The organism is Salibaculum sp. (assembly GCF_035270045.1).
Lineage (GTDB): Bacteria > Pseudomonadota > Alphaproteobacteria > Rhodobacterales > Rhodobacteraceae > Salibaculum.
On record NZ_DATFIP010000059.1, the window covers coordinates 79,561 to 101,532 of the forward strand.

The window sequence follows — 21,972 nt, forward strand, 5'->3', positions numbered from 1 at the left end:
AAGCATGGCATAATCCCCACATGACCGAGGCGCGCGCCCATGTCCTGGCCTTTCCCGAGGGGCTCGCCCCCGGGGCAACGCACCACTTGGTGCGGGCGGAACTGACGCCGCGCCGGCCGCGTCACCTGCACGGACATGCCTTTCACGAACTGCTCTGGGTGCAGAACGGGCAGGTGCGCCACCACCTGCCCGACCGGCGCGAGGACCTGGTCGAGGGTGACATGCTCTTCCTGCGCCCCGGCGATGCCCATGGCCTGCAAGGCCGGGGCGAGGCCTCCATGGTCGTGTCACTTTCGATCCGCGACAGCGCGATCAACGCGCTGGGTGCGCGCCACCCGGCCCTGACCGGCACAGGGTTCTGGTCCCTGACACCCGAACCGTCCCGGCATCATCTGGACCTGCGCCGCATGGTCGAGGTGAACCACGCCGCGCTGCGCCTGGAACGCGCGCCGCGCGGCGCTCTGGCGCTGGAGGCCTTCCTGCTGCCGCTGCTGGCTGATCTGGCGCAGCCCCCCGCGGGCATCCCGCCCGAGGCGCCCGCCTGGCTGCACCGCGCCTGCCGCGCCGCGCAGGAGCCGGAGATCTTTCGCCAGGGGGCGGCCGGGCTGGTCCGCGCCGCGGGCCGCGCCCACCCACATGTGGCCCGGACGATGCGGCGCCACCTCGGCCAGACCCCGTCGGATTACGTCAACGCCCGGCGCATGGCCCATGCCGCCACCCGCCTTCTGGGCAGCGAGGACAGCCTGGCCGAGATCGCCGCCGATTGCGGGGTTCCCAACCTGTCGCATTTTCACAAGCTGTTCCTTGCCGCCCATGGCCAGACACCGCAGCGATTCCGGCGTGCCCGACGCCAACAGTTGATCCAGCCCTGACGCCGCGCCACATCTTGCCACGTTCCGCCCCCCGTGACAGGCTTTGACCACCGATGGGAGATCCCTTTGCAGACCACCGACAGCCACGTGACGAGCGACAGCGCGCAGCTGCCGCAGATCCATGAACCCCGCAACGCGGGAATGGAGCTGGACCTGTCCTGGGTACGCGCCGTGCAGGCAAATACCAGCGCCATCGAACGCCGCGCCGCGACCCTGCCGGGCCGCCGCAGCCTGAAAAAGGATTACCAGGCAGCCTGGCTGTGCAAGGCGATTTCGCTGATCGACCTGACCACCTTGGCCGGTGACGACACCGAGGGGCGCGTGCGCCGCCTCTGCGCCAAGGCCCGCCAGCCCATGCGCGCCGATATGATCGACGCACTGGGAATGCAGGGCCTGACCACAGGCGCGGTCTGCGTCTATCACGACATGGTCGAACCGGCAGTGGAGGCCCTGCACGGCTCTGGCATTCCCGTCGCGGCCGTGTCCACCGGCTTTCCGGCGGGCCTGTCCCCCTATCGGTTACGCATCGCCGAGATCGGCGAAAGTGTCGCCGCCGGGGCCGAGGAGATCGACATCGTCATCACCCGCCGCCATGTTCTGCAAGGCAACTGGCAAGCTCTTTACGACGAGATGCGCGAGATGCGCGCGGCCTGCGGCGAGGCACATGTGAAAGCCATTCTTGCCACCGGCGAGCTGGGCACGCTGCGCAACGTCGCCCGCGCCTCGCTGGTCTGCATGATGGCGGGCGCGGATTTCATCAAGACCTCGACCGGCAAGGAAGGCGTCAATGCCACCCTGCCCGTCACGCTGACCATGATCCGCGCGATCCGCGACTACGAGGCGCGCACCGGCTTCAAGGTCGGCTACAAGCCTGCGGGCGGCATTTCCAAGGCCAAGGATGCGCTGACCTACCTGGCGCTGATCAAGGACGAACTTGGGGTTCGCTGGCTGCAACCGGACCTCTTCCGCTTCGGCGCCTCATCCCTGCTGGGCGATATCGAACGGCAGCTGGAACACCACCTGACCGGAGCCTATTCGGTGGGCTGGCGACATGCGATGGGGTAGAAAGATGGCTCAAAAAACAGATCTAGAGAAATGGGTTGTTACCGCCTTGCGCGACCTCGGGGGTGAAGCGCCACTTGTAAGAGTTGCTGAGCACATATGGTCCAATCACGAGTCTGAGCTCAAGCAATCAGGCGACCTGCTCTATACTTGGCAATACGACATGCGCTGGGCCGCTCAGCGCCTTAAGGATAGTGGAAAGCTAATTAAGAACCCTAGAAGCTGGGCGCTCAAATGACAGTCAAAGACATCTTTGAAACCATGGACTACGGCCCCGCCCCGGAATCCGCCGCTCCCGCGCTGGAATGGCTCGTGGATATGGGCGACCGGTTCGGCTGTTTCATCGACGGGAAATTCACCGACCCGGGCGAAACCTTCGAGGCGAAGAACCCCGCCACAGGCAACGTGCTGGCCCATGTCACGCAGGCCACGCAGGCGGACGTGGACGCCGCCGTCGCCGCCGCCCGCAAGGCGCAGGCCAAATGGGCGAAGGACGGCCACAAGCGTGCCCGTGCCCTCTATGCCATCGCGCGGCTACTGCAAAAACACGCCCGCCTTTTCGCGGTACTCGAGACCCTGGATAACGGCAAACCCATCCGGGAAAGCCGTGATATCGACATTCCATTGGCCGCGCGGCATTTCTACTACCACGCGGGCATGGCCGAGTTGATGGAAGAGGAACTGCCCGACCAGGAACCGGTCGGGGTCTGCGGCCAGGTCGTGCCCTGGAACTTTCCGCTGCTGATGTTGGCCTGGAAGATCGCCCCGGCTCTGGCCATGGGCAACACGACTGTCTTGAAACCGGCCGAATATACCTCGCTGACCGCGCTTCTCTTCGCCGATATTTGCCGTCAGGCGGGCCTGCCAAAGGGCGTGGTCAACATCGTCACCGGCGATGGCGCCGTGGGCGAAATGCTCACCGCGGCAAAGGTGGACAAGATCGCCTTCACCGGCTCCACCACCGTGGGTCGCCGCATCCGCGAGGCCACCGCCGGGTCGGGCAAGGCCCTGACGCTCGAACTGGGCGGCAAGTCCCCCTACATCGTCTTCGAGGACGCCGATATCGACAGCGCCATCGAGGGGCTTGTCGACGCCATCTGGTTCAACCAGGGCGAGGTCTGCTGCGCCGGGTCGCGCCTTCTGGTGCAGGAAGGCATCGCGCCGCGCTTCTACGACAAGCTGCGCGCCCGAATGGACAAGCTGCGCGTCGGCGACCCGCTGGACAAGGCCATCGACGTGGGCGCCCTTGTCGACCCGGTGCAGTTGCGAACCATCACCGACATGGTCGAAGGTTCTAACGGCGACATCCACCGCGCCCCCGGCCCCCTGCCCACGCAGGGCTGCTATTACCCGCCCACGCTGATCACCGGCCTGTCGCCGGCAGACCGGCTGATGCAGGAAGAGATCTTCGGACCCGTCCTCGTCTCGACCACCTTCCGGACCCCGACCGAGGCGGTGGAACTGGCCAATAACACCCGTTACGGGCTTGCCGCCTCTCTGTGGACAGAAAATCTCAACCTCGCCCTCGACATCGCGCCGAAACTGGCTGCCGGGGTCGTCTGGATCAACGCCACCAACCTCTTCGACGCCGCCGCCGGCTTCGGCGGGGTGCGCGAAAGCGGCTTTGGCCGCGAAGGCGGCTGGGAAGGGTTGATGGCCTATACCCGTCCCAAGGGGTCATCCAGGCCCCTGCGCGAGATCGCGCCCTACACCACCGATGACGGCGACCCGATCCCGCCCCTTGACCGCACCGCCAAGCTGTATGTCGGCGGCAAGCAGGCCCGCCCCGATGGCGGCTATTCGCGGCCCGTCCATACCCGCACGGGCAAGCTGCTGGGCCATGCCTCGCTGGCCAACCGCAAGGATATCCGCAACGCGGTCGAGGCCATGAATGCCGCCAGGGGATGGTCCAGGACCACCGGCCACCTCCGCGCGCAGATACTTTACTACATCGCCGAGAACCTCTCGGCCCGCGAAGACGAATTCGCCGCTCGCATCAACCACCTGACCGGCGGGCGTTCGGGCGACAAGGAGGTGGTTCAGGCGATCCGCACCCTGTTCAGATGGGCCGCCTGGGCGGACAAGCACGACCACCGCGCAAAGCCCGTGCCCATGCGCGGCACTGCGCTGGCCATGAACGAACCGTTGGGCAATATCGGTGTGCTATGCGACGACGCACGGCCGCTGATGGGACTGATCGAACCCGTGGCCCCGGCCATCGCCCTCGGCAACCGGGTCACAGCGGTCGCCTCGGCCCCCTACCCACTGGCCGCGACCGATTTCTACCAGGTGCTGGAAACCTCGGATCTTCCCGCCGGCGTGGTGAACATCCTGACAGGCGATCATGCAGAGCTGGCCCCGCACATGGCCGCCCATGCGGGGCTGGATGCGGTCTGGTCCTTCTCCTCGAGCGATCTGTCCGCCGAGATCGAGCATGCCTCGGCTGCCACCCTCAAACGCACTTGGGTCAACAACTCACGGACCCGCGACTGGCCCACCGCGACCTGGCTGGCGCAATCGACCGAGGTCAAGACCATCTGGATTCCCTACGGCGAGTAGTCACGCTTCATTGGGTTCGAAATACCGCGGGGGAGTCCGCGCAGGGCGCGGACGGGGGCAGAACCCCCATCCACGAGGCGCCGCCAAAGGCGGCGGCGAGACATACATGCCTGCGCCAGTGGCGCAGCCCGCCAGGTCACTTGCCGCGCAGGCCGTCCCACCAGCGCCGCAGACGCCCGCGCCGCTCGGCCAGGTCCGCCTGGACGTGGTCGATCCGATCCTCGGCCCTGTCGGCAAACGGGTCCAGCGTGCGTTCACGGAACTGCCGCCACATGGCACGCACGAACACGACCCCCGCCAGCATCAGCACGTATATCACGATGTTGGACCAGGGGATCGGACGGAAATCCTCGCTGGGGGCGGGCCGGATCGACACCGCGTTGGGGTAGATCGAAAGCCAGCGGATGCGCCATCCGTAGTGGGTGATCACCACCCAGTCATGCGGCGGCTCGGTCGAGATCACGGCCCCCGCCTCGGCCTGCAGGTCGGCGCTGTCGAACTTGAAATAGGGCGGATAGATCCAGCCAGTGTCCTCGTTGCGGTAGACCATGGTCTGGTTGCCGCCCCGGACGAGGCTGAACAAGTAGGGCCGCTTGCGCTCGGCATTGATGAACCTGAGATCGCGCGCGACGGACTCCACGTTCCCCGTATCCGTCTGCGCGAAGAAGATCCGGTTGAGCCCCGAGAAATCGGTGCGCACGACCTCGGTCGAGGTCACCCGCGCGATATCGCGCTGCGGCAACACGTAGTGCAGCCAGAGGGCGAGGATGAGTAATATCGTGATGCGGAACGCTCGGCGAATATTGCGCATGGCGGGCTCTTTTCAATTCACGAAATAGATGATGGCACCGACGAGGACCAGCGGAATGACGTAGACCAGCAGAATCAGTCGTCGTCTCAGGCTGGCCTCGTACTCTTTCATGCCCTCCTTGACAAAGGCGTCGCGGTGAATGCCCTCGGGGCGGGTCTCCTCCCATTCGGCCTCCAGCTTCTCGCGCCGAACCGACCGCGAATAGAGCGATACGCAGAGATAGACCACGCTAAGGAAGAGGAACCCGAAAACGAGCAGCCGAACAAAGTTCATCTCTCAACACCTCCTCGACCCGCGGGTACCGGACGGGCCCGCCCTGCCGCCGACCCGCCTTGTTTACAGCATATCGAAACCGGGGAAAGCCCGCCATGAGGGCCATTCACATATCCGGGCGCATTCCCGGGTCCGCCGGCCTACCATTCCTTGTCCGTCCACCGCTTCGGCAGGCTGGCCACCGCCAGCAGCATCACCGGCCCCCAGAGCAGCGCCGAAATCGCCCCCAGCTTCAGGAAGTGCCCGAGGAAGGCCATCCAGCCGTCGCGCATCAGGGCTGCCCAGTCGATGCCCTGCGCCAGGTAAAGCACCGTGAAGAAGCCGACCCCCAGCACCAGCATGACCAGGGCCGAACACACGCCGAGAAGGATCAGCGGCTTCACCCCCTCTGGAAAGACGTGGAACAACAGCCGGGGCACGGACCAGCCCATGGCCGCCAGCGCAAGCGCCGGCACGATCAGGTCGAGACCGACACCGCCCGTCAAACCGATCCCCTTTCAAGCCCGGCCACGCTGCACGGGCCACACCGGGCACCGTCCATGCCCACCCGCTCAGGTCTCCCCGCGGGCCGCGGCATCGTCGGCAGGCACGTCCGTGGCGCCGTAGATCGATTCGGGGTCCACGATGGTGGGTGGCAATTCCTCGCCTCGATTCGCCAGTTCCTCGCCTTCGGCCGAGACGGATTCCTCGTAGCTGCGGACGGTCACACGCGCGCCCCTCTCGACCCGTTCATAAAGGTCGATGACATCCTGGTTGAACAGGCGGATACAGCCCGCCGAGCCGGAGTTTCCGATCGACGGAAGATCATTGGTGCCATGGATGCGGAAGAAGGTGTCACGTCCATTCTGGTAAAGGTAGAGCGCGCGCGCACCGAGCGGGCTGGCCAAGCCGCCCTCGACGCCCCCGGCGAACGGGCCATAGACCTCGGGCTGGGTGCGCAGCATGTTGGCCGTGGGCGTCCAGCCGGGCCATTCGCGCTTCATCCCCACTGTGGAGTCACTGCGCATCCGCAGCCCGGCGCGCCCAACGGCAATGGGATAGCGCATGGCCCCGCCGTCTCCCTCGACGAAATAGAGGAACTTCGCGTGGGGATCGACAACGATGGTGCCGGGTTCCTCGGGGCCATCATAGACGACAGGCATGCGACGGTTGACCCCCTGCAGGTACTCCGGGGGAACCGGGGGCAGGGCATAATCGCCGTCTTCCAGCGCGCCGTACCCGTCGACAGGACCGCCCGGAACCAGCCCGCCAAGCCCCCCGGAACACCCCGCAAGGGCCATCGCGGACAGAAACGGGATCACGAGACGGAAAGCATGGCGCATAAGAAACGGTATCCTATCGATTTTATCCCAGACTAGCAGGCCCGCACGCCGAAACAATCCCAGTCATCAGGCCGAGGCGCCTCAGTCGACCACATTGAAAGCCGGTCCATAGGGATAGCCCGTGATATTGTCGTTTCCGTCCTCGGTGATCACCAGGATATCGTGTTCACGGTAGCCGCCGGCGCCGGGCTGGCCCTCGGGTATGGTCAGCATCGGTTCCATCGAGATCACCATGCCGGGTTCCAGCACCGTGTCGATGTCCTCGCGCAGTTCCAGCCCGCCCTCGCGCCCGTAGTAGTGCGACAGGATACCGAAGGAATGGCCATATCCGAACGTGCGGTATTGCAGAAGGTCGCGTTCGGCGAAGAAGGCGTTGATCTTCTCGGTGACCTCGGCACAGCTCACCCCGGGTTTCAGCAGCGACATGCCGTATTCGTGGGCAGCGACATTGGACTCCCATGTCTGGAGACTGGCGGCATCGACCTCGCCCATGAACAGGGTGCGTTCCAGCGCGGTATAATAGCCCGAGATCATCGGGAACGTGTTGAGGCTCAGGATATCCCCGCGCTGCAAACTGCGTGCCGTCACCGGGTTGTGCGCGCCGTCGGTGTTGATCCCTGACTGGAACCAGACCCAGGTGTCGCGGTACTCGGCATGCGGAAATCGCCGCGCGATTTCCAGTTCCATCGCGTCGCGGCCGGCCATGGCGACGTCGATCTCGCGCGCGCCTTCGCTGATCGCATCGCGGATCGCGTAACCGCCGGCATCAGCCACCTCGGCCCCGGCGCGGATCAGCGCGATCTCGGCTGGCGACTTGCGCATGCGCTGCGCCATGGTGGCCGGTGCGATATCCAGGGTGACAACCGGTTCCAGGAAATCCTCCAGAAGATCACGTTGCGCCAGCGTAAGGTGGTCGGCCTCGATCCCGACCGCCGCGCCCGTACCGGTCACGGACTTGATCGCGCGCCAGTAATTCTCCCGCCGCCAATCGGTATAGGTGATGCTGTCCCCGAAGGACCGCCGCCAGGGCTGTGCCGCGTCGATCCCGGCGCTGATCGTCACGCAGTCGGTGACGGTGACGACCAGCCCATAGGGCCGCCCGAAGGCGCAATAGAGAAAGCCAGAGTAATAGGCGATGTTGTGCATCGAGGTAAAAACGCAGGCGTTGATACCGCTGTCCTCCATCTCGGCGCGCAAGGCGGCGAGCCGCGCCTCGTATTCGGCGGCCTCGAACGGCAGCACGCGGTCACCTTGATGAAAACGGTAGAAGTCGGGACGGTCCATGTCTGGCCCCCTTCGCTAAAAGAGGTCCCGGCGTTCAGGACGGAAAGGCGCAGGAAATCGGGGGCGACGCCATCGCGCCCCGCGCAGCTCTCTCATTAGGCAGGCGGGCAACAGAATTCCAGAATTTTGTTGCCGCCCGGTCTTGTCTGCGGTGAATTGTGATCGCCGGGCCGATTGGCCGGCATTTCCCTTTTCGCCAGATTGAATGCCAACCATGACCGAAAGCCGCCGCGCCCTCATGCCCGACTACCTGCGCCTCGTGGCGCTGTTCGGCATCGTCGTGGTGAACGTGCAATACATGGCCTTCTCCTCGTTGCAGGGCTTTGTCGATCCGGGCGGCGCCACCCCCGCGGACGCGGTGACACTCTGGCTGGTCAACGGGCTTGCAACACTCAAGACCTACGGCCTGTTTTCCTTCATGTTCGGGGTCGGACTGGGTTTCCTGATGCGATCGGCAGAACGGCGCGGCTTGGCCTTCGGCCGCGTCTATCGAAACCGGATGCTCGGCCTGCTGGCCCTTGGCATCGCCCATGGCTGCCTGTTCTTCCCCGGCGACATCCTGGTCATCTATGCGGTGACCGGCGCGGTCCTCTACCGCTTTCGAAACTGGTCGGCGGGCCGGCTTCTACGCGTCGGCGTGGCGCTCCTGCTGGTCCAGGTGGCGATCGCACCGCCCATCCTGCTGTCGATCCCGGACGCGCCGGCCGACCTGGTCGCCCTCGAACGGGAGATCATGACCGGGGGCGGAATCCCGGAGGCGATATTGTTCCGGGCCATCGGCTTTGCCTTTACCCTGCCCGCTTTCCTGATCGTCCAGGGGACCGCCGCGCTGGGGTGGTTCTGCCTGGGATTGGCGGCGGTGAAATCGGGCATGATCGACAACGCGGCGCATCCGCTCTGGCGGCGGGCGCGCCGCTGGTGCCTCGGCCCCGGTATCGTTCTCAGCTTCGGCGCCGCCGCGGCCTGGCAATGGGGGCCGGGCGTTGCGGGCGCCGCCCTGGCCATCGCGGTCGCGCCGGTCGCAACCCTCGGCTACCTTGGCCTGATCGCCGCCATCGCCCGCCCGCCGGGCCCGATCCTGTCCCGCGCCCTCGCGGCGGGCGGGTCCAGCCTGACCATCTACCTGGGCCAGTCCATCCTGCTGTCGACCATCTTCGCAGGATATGGCCTAGGGCTATGGGGCGCGGTCGACCGGGCCACCGCGACGGGCATCGCCCTTGTCGTCACCATCGCCCTGATCGGCCTGGTCGCGATCTGGCGCATGCGCTTTGCCCTCGGGCCCTTCGAATGGGTCTTGCGGCGGATCACCTATGCCGGCCAGCCAAAGGCCTGACAAGGCTCGGGCACGGATGGCTGGTCATTGGCGGCCTGATGCCGCACAGTGACGGGCATGAGCGATCGCGCCACGGCAACCAACGGCCCCCGGGGCCACGCCCGATGACAGCGGGCGCACGCAACCTGATCACGGATGTGGCCGGGCTGCGGGTGGGAAACGCGCAGGATGACCGGTTGAAATCCGGCGTCACGGTCCTGACCGCCGAAGCCCCCTTCACCGCCGGGGTCGCCGTGATGGGCGGCGCCCCCGGCACCCGCGAAACCGATCTTCTGGCCCCGGACAAGACGGTGCAGCAGGTCGACGCCCTGGTCCTGTCAGGTGGCAGCGCCTTCGGCCTCGCCGCTGCGGATGGCGTCGCCGAGGGCTTGCGCGCCATGGGGCGCGGCTTTGCCGTCGGCCCCCACAGGGTGCCGATCGTGCCTGCCGCGATCCTCTTCGACCTGATGGCGGGCGGCGATCACGATTGGCAGGAAAATCCCTATCCCGCGCTCGGTCGCGCCGCCCTGAATGCCGCCGCGCCAACCTTTACCCTCGGCAGCGCCGGTGCGGGAACGGGCTGCACCACTGCCACCTTCAAGGGCGGGCTTGGATCGGCCTCGGTGCCTCTGCAGTCGGGGCACGCGGTCGGCGCGCTGGTCGCCGTGAATGCTCTTGGCAGCGCAACCGTGGGCGCAACGCGCCATTTCTGGGCCGCCCCTTTCGAGCAGGGCGCGGAATTCGGCGGCCTCGGCCCTGCTTCGGCTTTTCCGGATCACCATCCCACCAAGATGGAAGCGCCCGGCAACACCACCATCGCCGTGGTGGCCACCGACGCCACGCTTACCCAAGCCCAGTGCACGCGCATGGCCACCGCCGCCCATGATGGCTTGGCCCGCGCGCTGGTGCCGTCGCATACCCCGATGGACGGGGACCTGGTCTTCGCCGTCAGCACCGGGGCGCGACGCCTCACGAACCCGGCGCCCGAGACGCTGGCGCTGGGCCACGCCGCCGCGACGTGCCTGGCCCGCGCCATCGCCCGGGGCGTTCATGCGGCCGGCCCGGCGCCGAATGACCCCCTGCCCAGCTGGTCCACGGCCTGACCACGCGCCGCGCGGCCCTTGAAGAATGCCCCCTTGGCCCGACGGCGCCAGGACCATACCTTTGGACCCGACACTTGTACCAGAAGGCCAATCATGACCGCCAGCACGCACCTCAAGGACATTCTCTCCCGCCCCGACCTGTTGATCGAACAGGCCTTCGTTGGGGGCGACTGGGTCGACGGCCCCGGTGGCGCCTCCTTTGAGGTCACCAACCCCGCGCGCGGCGATGTCATCGCCCGCGTGGCCGACCTCGACCGAGCGCAAGTCGCCAAGGCCATCACAGCGGCCGACACCGCGCGGCGCGCCTGGGCGGCCCGCACCGCAAAGGATCGCGCCAAGGTGCTGCGCCGCTGGTTCGACCTGATGATGGAACACCAGGAAGACCTGGCCCGCATCATGACCGCCGAACAAGGCAAACCGCTGGCCGAGGCGCGCGGCGAAGTTGCTTATGGTGCATCCTTCATCGAATGGTTCGGCGAAGAGGCCAAGCGCCTTTACGGCGAGACCATCCCCGGCCACCAGCCCGACAAGCGCATCACCGTGATCCGCCAGCCCGTGGGCGTTTGCGCCTCGATAACGCCGTGGAACTTTCCGATCGCCATGATCGCCCGCAAGGTCGGACCGGCCCTGGCCGCGGGCTGTGCCATGGTCGCGCGTCCATCGGAACTGACCCCGCTCTCGGCACTGGCCATGGCCAGGCTGGCTGAAGAGGCGGGCGTGCCGGCGGGCATCTTCTCGGTCGTGCCCGGCACCGACGCCTCGGGCATGGGCAAGGAATTCTGCGAGAACCCTCTCGTGCGAAAACTGACCTTCACCGGCTCCACCGAGGTCGGACGCATCCTGCTGCGCCAGGCCGCCGACCAGGTCATGAAATGCTCGATGGAACTTGGCGGCAATGCCCCCTTCATCGTGTTCGACGACGCTGACATCGACGCCGCAGTGCAGGGCGCCATCGCCTGCAAGTTCCGCAACAACGGCCAGACCTGCGTCTGCGCCAACCGCATTTACGTCCAGGACGGGATATACGACACCTTCGCCGCGAAGCTGAAAGAAGCTGTCGACGCGCTTCGGGTGGGCGACGGTCTGGAAGAGGGTGTGGACCTTGGCCCGCTGATCGAACCGTCAGCGGTGGAAAAGGTGAAGGCCCACCTGGAAGACGCGCGCGCCAAGGGCGGCACCGTCCTGACAGGTGGCAAGGCGCTGGAAGGGCTGTTCTTCGAGCCGACCATCGTTTGTGACGCGACCACCGACATGAAGGTCGCCACTGATGAAACCTTCGGTCCCTTTGCGCCGCTGTTCCGGTTCACCGACGAGGACGAGGTCATCGCCATGGCCAATGACACGATCTTCGGGCTGGCCTCGTATTTCTACGCCAAGGACATCTCACGGGTCTACAAGGTGGCCGAGGCGCTGGAATACGGGATCGTCGGCATCAACACCGGCATCATCTCGACCGAGGTCGCCCCCTTCGGCGGCGTCAAACAGTCGGGCCTCGGTCGGGAAGGGTCGTCCCACGGCATCGACGAATTCACCGAGATGAAATACATGTGCCTTGGCGTCTGAGCCGAGTCCCGGCTTCTTTGGGTCCCGAAATACCGCCGCCGGAGGCCCCGCCAGCAGCAGGCCCGCCTCCGGGCAGCGCGTCACCCGGCCGCTGGCCGCATGAAAGTGCGCGGAAGCGCTCAATCCGGCAACCAGCCCAACCCGTCCTGCGTGGCCCCGCGCGGAAAATATTCGGCGCTGACCCAGCCGTCATAGCCACCGGCATCGAGTTGCCGGAAGAAGGCCGGGTAGTCGATGTCGCCGCCCGCCGGTTCGTGCCGGTCGGGTGCCCCCGCCACCTGGACATGGCTTACCCAGGGGGCCACCGCTTCCCAGGTGCCCGGCACGTCGCCGGTGATGCAATGGGCATGGTAGGCATCGAATTGCAGGCCCAGGTTGGGGGCGCCGATCTCCTCCAGCAGGGCCAGCGCGACCGAGAAATCATCAAGAAAACAGCCGGGCAGGTCGGCGGGGTTGGTCGGCTCGATGGTCAGGAGCCGGCCCTTTGCCGCCTCGGCCGCCCAGGCCATGTTGTCGGCGAAGACGCCCGCCGCCTCGGGGCCATCTGCCACGCCCGCCATGACATTCAGCCGCCGCGCGCCCAGCATGTCCATGTAGCGCAGGCTGCGCGTCAGCGCCTTGCGGAACCCCGCTTCTTCGCCCGGCACCGCGGCGAACCCGCGCGGCCCTTGCGAGTCGAGGGGGTCGGATGGCGGGCAATTGATCAATACCAGCGGCAGACCGGCCCCGGCAAGCGCCCGGTCCAGTGCCGTGGCATCCGTGCCGAAGGGAAACAGTATCTCTGCCGCCTCGAAGCCCGCCTCGGCGGCCAGGGCGGGCCGCTCCAGCAGCGGAACCTCGGTGAAAAGCGTCGTCAGGTTAGCGCAAAAGCGGGGCATGGGGTCCGTCGCCGCCTAGGGCAGGTCGGCCGCGGGGATAATCGGAAAGAACGCCCCCTGCGAGCGCAGGCCGAACCACTCTTGCCCGTCGTGCGGCGCCGTTTCGCCGATTTCGACCAGTCGGTAGAAGGACTTGCGGTCGATCAGCGCCTCGAGGTTGCGGCGGATCAGAACGTAGGGAGACGGCTCGCCGGTCTCGGGATCACGCGTCACGCGGACGGGATGCTCCGGCCCCGCGACCGCGTCGTCGCCCACGTTGGTCTGAAACCGAAGAGCATCGCCTTCGCGTTCGAAATCCACGGCGACGAAGGGCGCGTCATCCACGGTGATCCCGACCTTCTCGACCGGGGTGACAAGGAAATAGTCATCCCCGTCCTTGCGCAGGATGGTCGAGAACAGTCGCACCAGTTCGGGCCGTCCGATGGGCGTGCCCAGGTAGAACCAGGTGCCGTCGCGCGCAATGCGCATGTCGAGGTCGCCACAGAAGGGAGGGTCCCACTTGTCCACCGGCGGCAATCCGCGCCCCTTTGTGGCGGCACGCGCCGAGGAGGCTATGTTCTCGGCCGAGACGGTCACGGAGGTGTCAGAAGGGTTTGTCTTTGCCATTGGTGCCCGGCGCGATATCTGTTCCACTATACACCGAACATAGTCTTTGCAGGAGAATTTGCCATGGCCGATGATGCCGAGCTTGTCGCCGAAATGGACGCGCTGGGCGAGCGCCTTGCCTCTGCCCGTACCGCCATCGCGCACCGCTTCATCGGGCAGGAAAGCGTCGTCGACCTGACCATGGCCGCTCTGCTTTGCGGCGGTCACGCTCTTCTGATCGGGCTGCCGGGCCTGGGAAAGACGCGGCTGGTGGACACACTGTCAACGGTCATGGGCCTGAAAGGCAACCGCATCCAGTTCACCCCCGACCTGATGCCTGCCGATATTCTCGGCTCCGAGGTTCTGGAAACCGGGCCGGACGGGTCGCGCAGCTTCAAGTTCATCGAAGGGCCGATCTTCTGCCAGCTTCTCATGGCCGACGAGATCAACCGTGCCAGTCCGCGCACCCAGTCCGCCCTCTTGCAGGCCATGCAGGAAAAGGAGGTCACCATCGCGGGCGCGCATCGCCGGCTGGCGCCACCCTTTCACGTTCTGGCCACCCAGAACCCGATCGAGCAGGAAGGCACCTATCCCCTGCCCGAGGCCCAGTTGGACCGGTTCCTCGTGCAGGTAGACGTGCCCTATCCGGACCGCGACACCGAACGCGACATCCTCATGGCGACCACCGGCGTGGACGAGGCCGAAGCGGTCAGTGTCCTCAACGCCCAGCAGTTGCTGGACGCCCAGACCCTGCTGCGCCGCATGCCGATCGGCGAGGCGGTGGTCGAAATGATCCTGGACCTCGTGCGTGGCTGCCGCCCGCAGGACGACAAGGCCCCGCGGATCGTGCGCGACACTGTCAGCTGGGGGCCGGGGCCGCGTGCGGCGCAGGCCCTGATGATGACCGTCAGGGCCGAGGCGCTGCTGCACGGCCGTCTCGTGCCCAGCGCCGAGGACGTGCGCCGCATGGCCGCCCCCGTGCTGAGCCACCGCATGGCGCTGTCCTTCGCCGCCCGCGCCCGGGGCGAAAGCCTGTCGAACGTCATCGCGCAGGTTGCCGATCAGGTCACCCGGGTCGAGGCCGCCGCGTGACCGAGCGGCCCCTGACACTGCGCGGCGGGGCCGAGGCGCTGGCCGCGCCCCTGCCACCGCTTCTGGCCGAGGCCGAACACTTGGCGACCACGGTGATCGTGGGCGACCATGGCCGCAGGCGCGCGGGGCTGGGCGACACCTTCTGGCAATACCGCCCGGCGCAGTATCACGACGAACGCCGCCACATCGACTGGCGTCGCAGCGCCAAGTCCGATGCGCAGTTCGTGCAGGACAAGGAATGGCAGATCGCCCAGTCGGTGCAGGTATGGGTGGACCAGTCCGCCTCGATGGCGTTCACCTCGAACGAGGGCGGCGTGACCAAGGCCGACCGGGCCCGTGTTCTGGCGTTGGCCACGGCGATCCTGTTGCTGCGCGGCGGGGAGCGGGTCGGGCTGACCGGCAACCTGCTCCCACCCAGGCGGGGCGAGGCGCAGGCGGCGCAGATGGCATTGTTGCTGTGCGAGGATCACCCGGACGATTTCGGCGCGCCCGTGGCCGACGGGATGCTGCACCATTCCCGCGCGGTCTTCGTGTCGGATTTCCTGGGCAACATGGACGCGGTCGAGCGGGCGCTGGCGCGGGCCGCTGACCGCGATATCCGCGGGGCGCTGGTGCAGGTGCTGGACCCCGCCGAGGAGGCCTTTCCCTTTGACGGACGCACCATTTTCGAGAGCATGACCGGCGCCATGCGGCATGAAACTCTCAAGGCCGGCGAGCTGCGCGAGCGCTACCTCGACCGGCTGGCCGAGCGGCAGGCGCGGCTGGCTGACCTGGCCCGCCTCAGCGGCTGGCAGTTCCACACGCACCACACCGGCGAAAGCGCCACCGCAGCGCTGCTGTGGCTTTACACGGCGCTGGAGCGGCACGCCTGATGTGGTCGCTGGGGCCCATAGCCTTTGGCGCGCCCTGGCTGCTGCTGGGTCTGATCGCCCTTCCGATTCTCTGGCTGTTGCTGCGCGCCGTGCCGCCCGCGCCAACCCGGAGGCGGTTTCCGGGCGTCGCGCTGCTGCTGGGCCTTGCAGACGATGAGAGCCAGACCGACCGGACGCCTTGGTGGCTGCTTGTGTTGCGGATGCTGGCGGTGGCCGCAGTGATCCTCGGTTTTGCCGGGCCGGTGCTGAACCCGCAGGACGACCGGCCCGGGCGCGGACCGCTCCTGGTGCTCGTCGATGGCACCTGGGCCGATGCGCGCGACTGGCCCCGGCGGCTGGACCGGGTCGAGGCCGCGTTGCGGGATGCCGCCAGCGATGGGCGCCGCGCGGCATTGGTGCAGCTGACCGATTTGCCCGCCGAGGGGCCAGTTTTCCGTGATGCGCAGGCCGTCGCACAAGAGGCCGCCGGGTTGGTCCCGCGCCCGCACGGCCCCGCAAGCGAGGCTATCGCGGACTGGGTCGAAGCCCTTTCAGGCGATTTCGACACTTTCTGGCTTTCCGATGGCGTGGCCCGCGACAGCCGAGCGGACCTGCTGGCCGGGCTCGAGGCACGCGGCATCGTCCGCGTCTTTGAAAGCCCCCGGCCCATCTATGGCCTGGCCCCGCCGCGCTTCGAGGATGGGACCGTCATGCTCGAGGCCCTGCGCGCCCGCACCGTTGGCACCGCCGAGCTTCGCGTCAATGCCATCGGGCCCGACCCGGCTGGCGTGGAACGCCGGCTGGCGAGCGAGACGCTGGGTTTTGCCGCCGACGAGGGTCGCGCCACGCTGGAGCTTTCCCTTCCTCCGGAACTGCGCAATCGCATCACCCGCTTCGAGGTGCAGGGCGTTCCCTCGGCCGGCGCGGTGGCGCTGGCCGACGATGCGCTGAAACGGCGCGAGGTGGCCTTGATCTCTGGCGGCAACGACCGCGAGGAACTGGAACTGCTGGACCCGCTGCACTACCTTCGCCAGGCGCTGGCCCCCTCGGCGGACCTGGTCGACGGCACCCTGGCCGACGTGCTGCTGGCCAATCCCGACGTGATCGTTCTCGCCGATGTTGCCACGCTTTCGGCGCTGGAGGCCGAGGACCTGGAAGCCTGGGTCGAGGACGGTGGCCTGCTGGTGCGGTTCGCCGGGCCGCGGCTGGCGGCCAGTGATGTCAGCCGCGAGGCGCTCGACCCACTGATGCCAGTGCGCTTGCGCGCGGGGGGCCGGTCCATCGGCGGCGCCATGAGCTGGGGCGAGCCCAAGGCCCTTGCCCCCTTCGATGCCGAAAGCCCATTCCATGGCCTCGGAATCCCCGAGGATGTTGCGGTTAGCGCCCAGGTCATGGCCCAGCCCGACCCGACGCTGGCGTCGCGGGTCATAGCACAGCTGGCCGACGGCACGCCGCTTGTCACCCGAAAGGACGCGGGCCAGGGAAACATCGTCCTGTTCCATGTCACGGCCAATGCCGAATGGTCGACGCTGCCGCTGTCGGGTCTCTTCGTTCAGATGCTCGAACGGCTGGCGGTATCGACCCGCCCCGCCGTTCCCGACCTCGAGGCAATGGAAGGCACCAACTGGATGCCCGAGGACGTGCTCAACGCCTTCGGCGTTCTGGAGGATGCCGGCGCCCTGCCCGGCGTCGACGGGTCCCGGCTGGCCAACCTCACCCCGGGGGCCGAGATGCCGCCAGGGCTGTACGCCGGAGAGGAGCGCCGCATCGCCGTGAATGTCTTCAACACCGACAGCCGCCTGCAAGCCACCACCTGGCCTGACCGCATCCCCGTGGAAGGGCTGGAGATGGCCCGCGAAACCGCCCTCAAGGGCTGGCTGCTGGGTGGCGCACTGATGCTTCTGATGCTGGATATCCTGGCCGTGCTGGCCCTGTCAAGCCGGTTGCGCGGCCCGCGCGCCGGGGTGGCGGCCGCAGTGCTGGGCCTTGCGCTCGCCGGGCTGCCCACGCCACCACAGGCGCAAGAGGACGAGGCCGCGCCACCGGTCTCGGAAGACTTCGCAGTCGCCGCGACTTCGAACGTGGTGCTCGCCTACGTCGAAACCGGCATCCCCCGCGTGGACGAGATGTCCGAGGCGGGGCTCTACGGTCTGTCCAATACCCTGTTCCAGCGCACCTCTATCGAACCCTCCATGCCCATGGGCGTGGACCCCGAGACCGACGAGCTGGCCTTCTTCCCCTTCCTTTACTGGCCTGTCACCGCCGACCAGGACCTGCCCAGCCGCGCGGCCTATGCCAAGCTCAACCGCTACCTGCGCACCGGCGGTATGATCCTGTTCGACACGCGGGATGCCGACTTGGCGCGCTTTGGTTCTTCCAGCCCCGAGGGCCAGCGCCTGCAGGCCATCGCGCGGGGTCTGGATATCCCCCCGCTGGAACCCATCCCGCAGGATCACGTCCTGACCCGGACCTTCTATCTGTTGCAGGATTTCCCGGGCCGCCACGCCACCCGCGACGTCTGGGTCGAGGCCGCCCCGCCGGACGCGCAGGCGGCCGAGGGGATGCCCTTTCGCGACCTCAACGACGGGGTGACACCTGTCGTCATCGGCGGCAACGACTGGGCCGCGGCCTGGGCGACGGACGAGACCGGCGCCCCGCTGGTGCCGATCGGGCGCGGCATGGCCGGGGAGCGCCAGCGCGAGATTGCCATGCGCTTCGGGGTCAACCTCGTCATGCACGTGCTGACGGGAAATTATAAATCCGACCAGGTGCACGTCCCCGCGCTCCTCGACAGGCTGGGCCAATGACCGGACAGATTCTTCTCGACCCGCTGATCCCGCTGCCAATGATCTACGCACTGGCAGGACTGGCCCTGCTCGGGCTGGCACTGGCCATCTGGCGGCGGCTGGCCGGCTGGGTTCTGCGGACGCTGGCCGCGCTGGTGCTGCTGGCCGCCATCGCCAACCCGTCGCTGCAAAGCGAAGAGCGCGCGGCGCTTTCGGATATCGTCATCGCGGTCGTGGACGAGTCCGCCAGCCAGCGCATCGCAGACCGCCCGGAACAGATACAGGCCGCACTTGACAACCTGCGCGCGGAGGTTGCCACCCGCGCCAACACCGAGCTACGGGTCGTCGCACTGGGCGACGGCGAGGGCGACCGGGGCACGCAACTGATGACCGCCCTGTCCGAGGCGCTGGCCGAGGAACCGCGCAACCGCGTTGCCGGGATGGTGCTGATCACCGACGGCCGCGCCCACGACATCACCAACGCTCCGCTTGACCTGCCCGCACCGCTGCACGCGCTGTTGACCGGGCAGGCGGACGACTGGGACCGTCGCTTGGTCGTGCGCAACGCCCCGAGCTTTGCCATCCTGGGCGAACCCGTCACCCTGACCCTGCGGATCGAGGATCAGGGTGCAGCACCGGACGCCGGCCTTGTCGACCTGACAATCGCGGTGGACGGCGGCGAACCGATGGAATTCGAAGTGCCGGTCAACGAGGACATCGAGCTGCCGGTGGACATCCCGCATGGTGGCATGAACGTGCTGCAATTCGCCACGCCCGAGGCCGAGGGCGAACTGACCGACCGCAACAATGCCTCTGTGGTGCAGATCAATGGTGTGCGTGACAGGCTTCGGGTGCTGCTGGTTTCGGGCGAGCCGCACCCGGGTGAACGCACCTGGCGCAACCTGCTCAAGTCGGATTCCGCGGTGGACCTGGTGCATTTCACGATTCTCAGGCCACCGGAAAAACAGGATGGCGTGCCGGTCAACGAGCTGTCCCTTATCGCCTTTCCCACGCGCGAACTGTTCCTGGAAAAGGTCGACGAATTCGACCTCATCATCTTCGACCGATACCAGCGGCGCGGTATCCTGCCCTCGGCCTATCTCGACAACGTGTCCAACTACGTGCGCGAGGGCGGCGCGGTTCTGATCGCGGCCGGGCCGGATTATGCCAGCGCGGACTCGCTTTATCGTTCGCCCCTGGGTGCGGTGCTGCCGGGCGCGCCCACCGCCGGGGTCTACGAACAGGGCTTCCGCCCCACCCTGACCGAGTTGGGCGAGCGTCATCCCGTGACAGAGGGCCTGACCGATTTCGCCACTGCCGCCGAGAACGAGGACGGCACCCCGGGCTGGGGCAGGTGGTTCCGTCATATCGAGGTGACGCCGACCCCCGGCGCCACCACGGTGATGAACGGGGTAAACAACCAGCCCCTGCTGATGCTGGAACGGGTTGGCGAGGGACGCGTGGCGCTCATGGCCTCGGACCATGCCTGGCTATGGAACCGCGGCTTCGAGGGCGGTGGCCCGCAGCTTGAATTGCTGCGCAGGCTTGCCCACTGGATGATGAAGGAACCCGAACTCGAGGAAGAAGCGCTCTGGGTCGAGCCCACCGGCCAGACCATGCGGATCATCCGCCGGACCCTGGGCGAGGACGTGGGCCCGGTGACGATCACCCATCCCGATGGAACGGAAACGGTTGTGGAGTTGGACCGGATCAACCCCGGCAGATTCGAAACGCGCTGGGAGGCGCCGGAGATCGGCCTCTACCGCCTGACCGATGACGACGAAGAGGCGGTTATCGCCCTCGGCCCCGCCGCGCCGCGCGAATTCGAGGAAACCATCGCCAGCGTCGAGGTCCTCGCCCCGGTCATCGACCGCGTGAACGGCGGGGCGCCACGCCTTTCCGAAGGTCTGCCCGATCTGCGCGAGGTGCGCGCGGGCCGCCCGGCCTCGGGCAATGGCTGGATCGGGATCACCCCGCGCGGCGCATACCGTACCGCCGATATCAGCGTCTCGCCAATATTGCCGGCTTGGGCCTTTCTGCTGATCGCTGCGGCGCTGATCGTCGGCGGCTGGTTGCGCGAAGGGCGGCGTTAGCGAAGGGTGAAAGCGACCCGGTCCGCGTTCCAGCCATCCACCGAGCACCGTGCACGGATATGGACCATTCTGGCGCCCGTCGGCACCTCGACGCCCGACAAAGACCGGGTAAAGGGCTGCTCGGCAACATGGGGATGCGCGAGGCCCCGCACACCAAGGATCGTGCCGTCGGCGGCCTCGACCCGCCAGCCGTTGGCGTAGTGATCCCAGCCCGTGTCCGGATGGGCGATGGTGACGCTGAAACGCCAGCCATCACCCGCCAGTCGCGCGGAAGAATCGCTGATCTCCGGCGGATCGGCCAAAGCTGGACCGGCGGCGAACAGGCAGAGGGTCAAGTATCTCATGGCGGGATGGTATCAGACCCGCGGCGCAAAACGTCTTCACATCACCGCGACAGGATCTGCCGCGGAACCGAGGCGAATTCACGACTCCAGACCACCCAGATCGCGAAGACCGCCGCGATCAGCAGGGGCACCGGCCCCATCAGCCAGGCCACCGCGCCCAGCGCAAAGTACATGGCCCGCAGGCCACGATTGAAATTGATCGCTGCGCGAATGTTCAAGTCGGCCGCCCGCCGGACAAGGCTCGGCACGGCTGCATCCTCGGGGTCATTCGGCATCGCCCCCATGAGCACGGCGCAATAGCCGAAGACACGGTTCGACCAGACAAACCGCAGGAACGCCTGCACGAGAAACAATGCCACGAGCACCAGCTTGAGTTGCCACAGAACCTTGGGCGCGGCCTCTTCGTAGAGCTTGTTCGCAAGACCGGTCAGGGGATCGACATTTCCGATGAGGGCCAGGACACCCCCGATTGCCAGAAGGCAACTGGAGGCGAAGAACGTCGTGCTCTGGCGTAGATTGGACAGGATCTGGCTGTCGAAGATCCGGTTGTCACGCTCGGCAAAGCGCTGCATCCAGGCCAGCCGATGATCTGCCATGAGAACCGTGACGGAAGGGCGCGTCTTCGAAGGATGCTCGATCCAAAAACCGACGATCCAGGCCCCGCCGACGAGAACAAGCACGCCGCCGATGTCCACAAGCGAAAGCAATGGCGCGAGATCTGCGAAGATTGCCGGCATCAGAACGGCTTGAACACGACCAGGTAGAGCACGACCAGAGTGCCCAGGACGCTCACCTCGTTGAAGACGCGAAGGTAGAAATCGCTTTCCTCGAACCGGCCTTGCTTGGCTCTGGCCACCAGCCGCCCGGTCCAGCCGTAGTGAACGGCCAGCAGCGCGACCAGTGCCAGCTTGGCCCAGACCCAGCCCTGCCAGTTCCAGTAAAAGGCCAGGATTACGCCCGTGATCACCGCCAGCACGCCCAGGCCCAGCGAAAAGCGGTAGACCCTGAAGGTCAGGTCGCCCGCCGGGCCAAACTCGCCCGTCGCGGCGTATTCGCGCTTCCAGTAGATCAACCCGCGAGGTGCAACGAATATGCCCGCCATCCAGCCCATGACGCACAGCAGGTGTATAACCTTGATCCAATCCATGCGCCCTTGATGCCGCCCCTTGCCGCGGCCCGCAA

20 protein-coding genes are annotated in these 21,972 nt (G+C 66.9%); 10 read left to right on the forward strand and 10 right to left on the reverse strand.

The features are described 5' to 3' along the window. The first annotated feature begins 20 nt into the window (after positions 1 to 20). The 3 genes from VJ897_RS10610 to VJ897_RS10620 all read left to right on the forward strand — a co-directional run bounded on the left by VJ897_RS10610 (position 21) and on the right by VJ897_RS10620 (position 4,493). Positions 21 to 872, forward strand: coding sequence for a helix-turn-helix transcriptional regulator (locus VJ897_RS10610; protein WP_324055600.1), 852 nt, complete (start codon positions 21 to 23; stop codon positions 870 to 872). Positions 873 to 1,013: 141 nt separating this feature from the next. Next, entirely contained in the window at positions 1,014 to 1,937 is a 924-nt protein-coding gene (deoC, locus tag VJ897_RS10615; protein WP_324055696.1) for a deoxyribose-phosphate aldolase, read from the forward strand. Between the two features lie 231 nt (positions 1,938 to 2,168). Further along, positions 2,169 to 4,493: an aldehyde dehydrogenase family protein gene (locus VJ897_RS10620; RefSeq protein ID WP_324055601.1), complete on the forward strand. Its 2,325-nt coding sequence runs from the start codon at positions 2,169 to 2,171 to the stop codon at positions 4,491 to 4,493. Positions 4,494 to 4,629: 136 nt separating this feature from the next. On the opposite strand, the gene VJ897_RS10625 is transcribed toward VJ897_RS10620, so the two are convergent. The 5 genes from VJ897_RS10625 to VJ897_RS10645 all read right to left on the reverse strand — a co-directional run bounded on the left by VJ897_RS10625 (position 4,630) and on the right by VJ897_RS10645 (position 8,183). Further along, a complete protein-coding gene (locus VJ897_RS10625; RefSeq protein ID WP_324055603.1) occupies positions 4,630 to 5,304 on the reverse strand; it encodes a DUF1523 family protein in 675 nt (224 codons plus the stop codon). Positions 5,305 to 5,316: 12 nt separating this feature from the next. Next, positions 5,317 to 5,577 (reverse strand): hypothetical protein, encoded by a 261-nt coding sequence (locus VJ897_RS10630; RefSeq protein ID WP_324055604.1) that lies wholly within the window; start codon positions 5,575 to 5,577, stop codon positions 5,317 to 5,319. A gap of 140 nt (positions 5,578 to 5,717) precedes the next feature. After that, a complete protein-coding gene (locus VJ897_RS10635; protein ID WP_324055606.1) occupies positions 5,718 to 6,062 on the reverse strand; it encodes a hypothetical protein in 345 nt (114 codons plus the stop codon). A 66-nt stretch (positions 6,063 to 6,128) separates the two neighbouring features. Further along, the gene (locus tag VJ897_RS10640) at positions 6,129 to 6,899 is read right to left on the reverse strand and encodes a L,D-transpeptidase (RefSeq protein ID WP_414706730.1); all 771 of its coding nucleotides are present in this window, start codon (positions 6,897 to 6,899) and stop codon (positions 6,129 to 6,131) included. An 81-nt stretch (positions 6,900 to 6,980) separates the two neighbouring features. Beyond that, a complete protein-coding gene (locus VJ897_RS10645; RefSeq protein ID WP_324055608.1) occupies positions 6,981 to 8,183 on the reverse strand; it encodes an aminopeptidase P family protein in 1,203 nt (400 codons plus the stop codon). Between the two features lie 214 nt (positions 8,184 to 8,397). Between VJ897_RS10645 and VJ897_RS10650 the strand changes: the two genes are divergently transcribed. From VJ897_RS10650 to VJ897_RS10660, 3 genes are all read left to right on the forward strand, one after another. Further along, positions 8,398 to 9,516 carry a DUF418 domain-containing protein gene (locus tag VJ897_RS10650; protein WP_324055610.1) on the forward strand — a complete coding sequence of 373 codons (1,119 nt, stop codon included), beginning with the start codon at positions 8,398 to 8,400 and terminating at the stop codon, positions 9,514 to 9,516. Between the two features lie 104 nt (positions 9,517 to 9,620). Beyond that, the gene (locus VJ897_RS10655; RefSeq protein ID WP_324055612.1) at positions 9,621 to 10,598 is read left to right on the forward strand and encodes a P1 family peptidase; all 978 of its coding nucleotides are present in this window, start codon (positions 9,621 to 9,623) and stop codon (positions 10,596 to 10,598) included. A gap of 93 nt (positions 10,599 to 10,691) precedes the next feature. Next, positions 10,692 to 12,161: an NAD-dependent succinate-semialdehyde dehydrogenase gene (locus VJ897_RS10660; protein ID WP_414706731.1), complete on the forward strand. Its 1,470-nt coding sequence runs from the start codon at positions 10,692 to 10,694 to the stop codon at positions 12,159 to 12,161. Positions 12,162 to 12,280: 119 nt separating this feature from the next. On the opposite strand, the gene VJ897_RS10665 is transcribed toward VJ897_RS10660, so the two are convergent. Together VJ897_RS10665 and VJ897_RS10670 are read right to left on the reverse strand one after the other, a co-directional pair. After that, the gene (locus VJ897_RS10665) at positions 12,281 to 13,039 is read right to left on the reverse strand and encodes a hydroxypyruvate isomerase family protein (RefSeq protein ID WP_324055614.1); all 759 of its coding nucleotides are present in this window, start codon (positions 13,037 to 13,039) and stop codon (positions 12,281 to 12,283) included. 15 nt (positions 13,040 to 13,054) lie between these two features. Then, positions 13,055 to 13,645, reverse strand: coding sequence for a DUF1285 domain-containing protein (locus tag VJ897_RS10670; protein WP_324055616.1), 591 nt, complete (start codon positions 13,643 to 13,645; stop codon positions 13,055 to 13,057). A gap of 63 nt (positions 13,646 to 13,708) precedes the next feature. Between VJ897_RS10670 and VJ897_RS10675 the strand changes: the two genes are divergently transcribed. Genes VJ897_RS10675 through VJ897_RS10690 form a run of 4 tightly spaced genes read left to right on the forward strand, consistent with a single transcriptional unit; the run spans position 13,709 to position 20,446 of the window. Continuing rightward, complete coding sequence (locus VJ897_RS10675) at positions 13,709 to 14,716, forward strand: AAA family ATPase (protein ID WP_324055619.1); 1,008 nt, start codon at positions 13,709 to 13,711, stop codon at positions 14,714 to 14,716. Further along, the gene (locus VJ897_RS10680) at positions 14,713 to 15,588 is read left to right on the forward strand and encodes a DUF58 domain-containing protein (protein WP_324055620.1); all 876 of its coding nucleotides are present in this window, start codon (positions 14,713 to 14,715) and stop codon (positions 15,586 to 15,588) included. The genes VJ897_RS10675 and VJ897_RS10680 overlap by 4 nt, the downstream gene beginning before the upstream one ends. Further along, positions 15,588 to 18,374, forward strand: coding sequence for a DUF4159 domain-containing protein (locus VJ897_RS10685; RefSeq protein ID WP_324055622.1), 2,787 nt, complete (start codon positions 15,588 to 15,590; stop codon positions 18,372 to 18,374). The genes VJ897_RS10680 and VJ897_RS10685 overlap by 1 nt, the downstream gene beginning before the upstream one ends. Then, on the forward strand, positions 18,371 to 20,446 hold the full coding sequence (locus VJ897_RS10690) for a hypothetical protein (RefSeq protein WP_324055624.1): 2,076 nt from the start codon (positions 18,371 to 18,373) through the stop codon (positions 20,444 to 20,446). The genes VJ897_RS10685 and VJ897_RS10690 overlap by 4 nt, the downstream gene beginning before the upstream one ends. Here the strand turns inward: VJ897_RS10690 and VJ897_RS10695 are convergent. Genes VJ897_RS10695 through VJ897_RS10705 form a run of 3 tightly spaced genes read right to left on the reverse strand, consistent with a single transcriptional unit; the run spans position 20,443 to position 21,937 of the window. Then, positions 20,443 to 20,790 carry a hypothetical protein gene (locus VJ897_RS10695; protein WP_324055626.1) on the reverse strand — a complete coding sequence of 116 codons (348 nt, stop codon included), beginning with the start codon at positions 20,788 to 20,790 and terminating at the stop codon, positions 20,443 to 20,445. The two genes, VJ897_RS10690 and VJ897_RS10695, sit on opposite strands and share 4 nt — an antisense overlap. Positions 20,791 to 20,831: 41 nt before the next feature. Next, complete coding sequence (locus VJ897_RS10700) at positions 20,832 to 21,527, reverse strand: DUF599 domain-containing protein (RefSeq protein WP_324055628.1); 696 nt, start codon at positions 21,525 to 21,527, stop codon at positions 20,832 to 20,834. Next, on the reverse strand, positions 21,527 to 21,937 hold the full coding sequence (locus tag VJ897_RS10705) for a CopD family protein (RefSeq protein WP_324055629.1): 411 nt from the start codon (positions 21,935 to 21,937) through the stop codon (positions 21,527 to 21,529). Before VJ897_RS10705 ends, VJ897_RS10700 begins: the two co-directional genes overlap by 1 nt. Between the last annotated feature and the right edge of the window lie 35 nt (positions 21,938 to 21,972).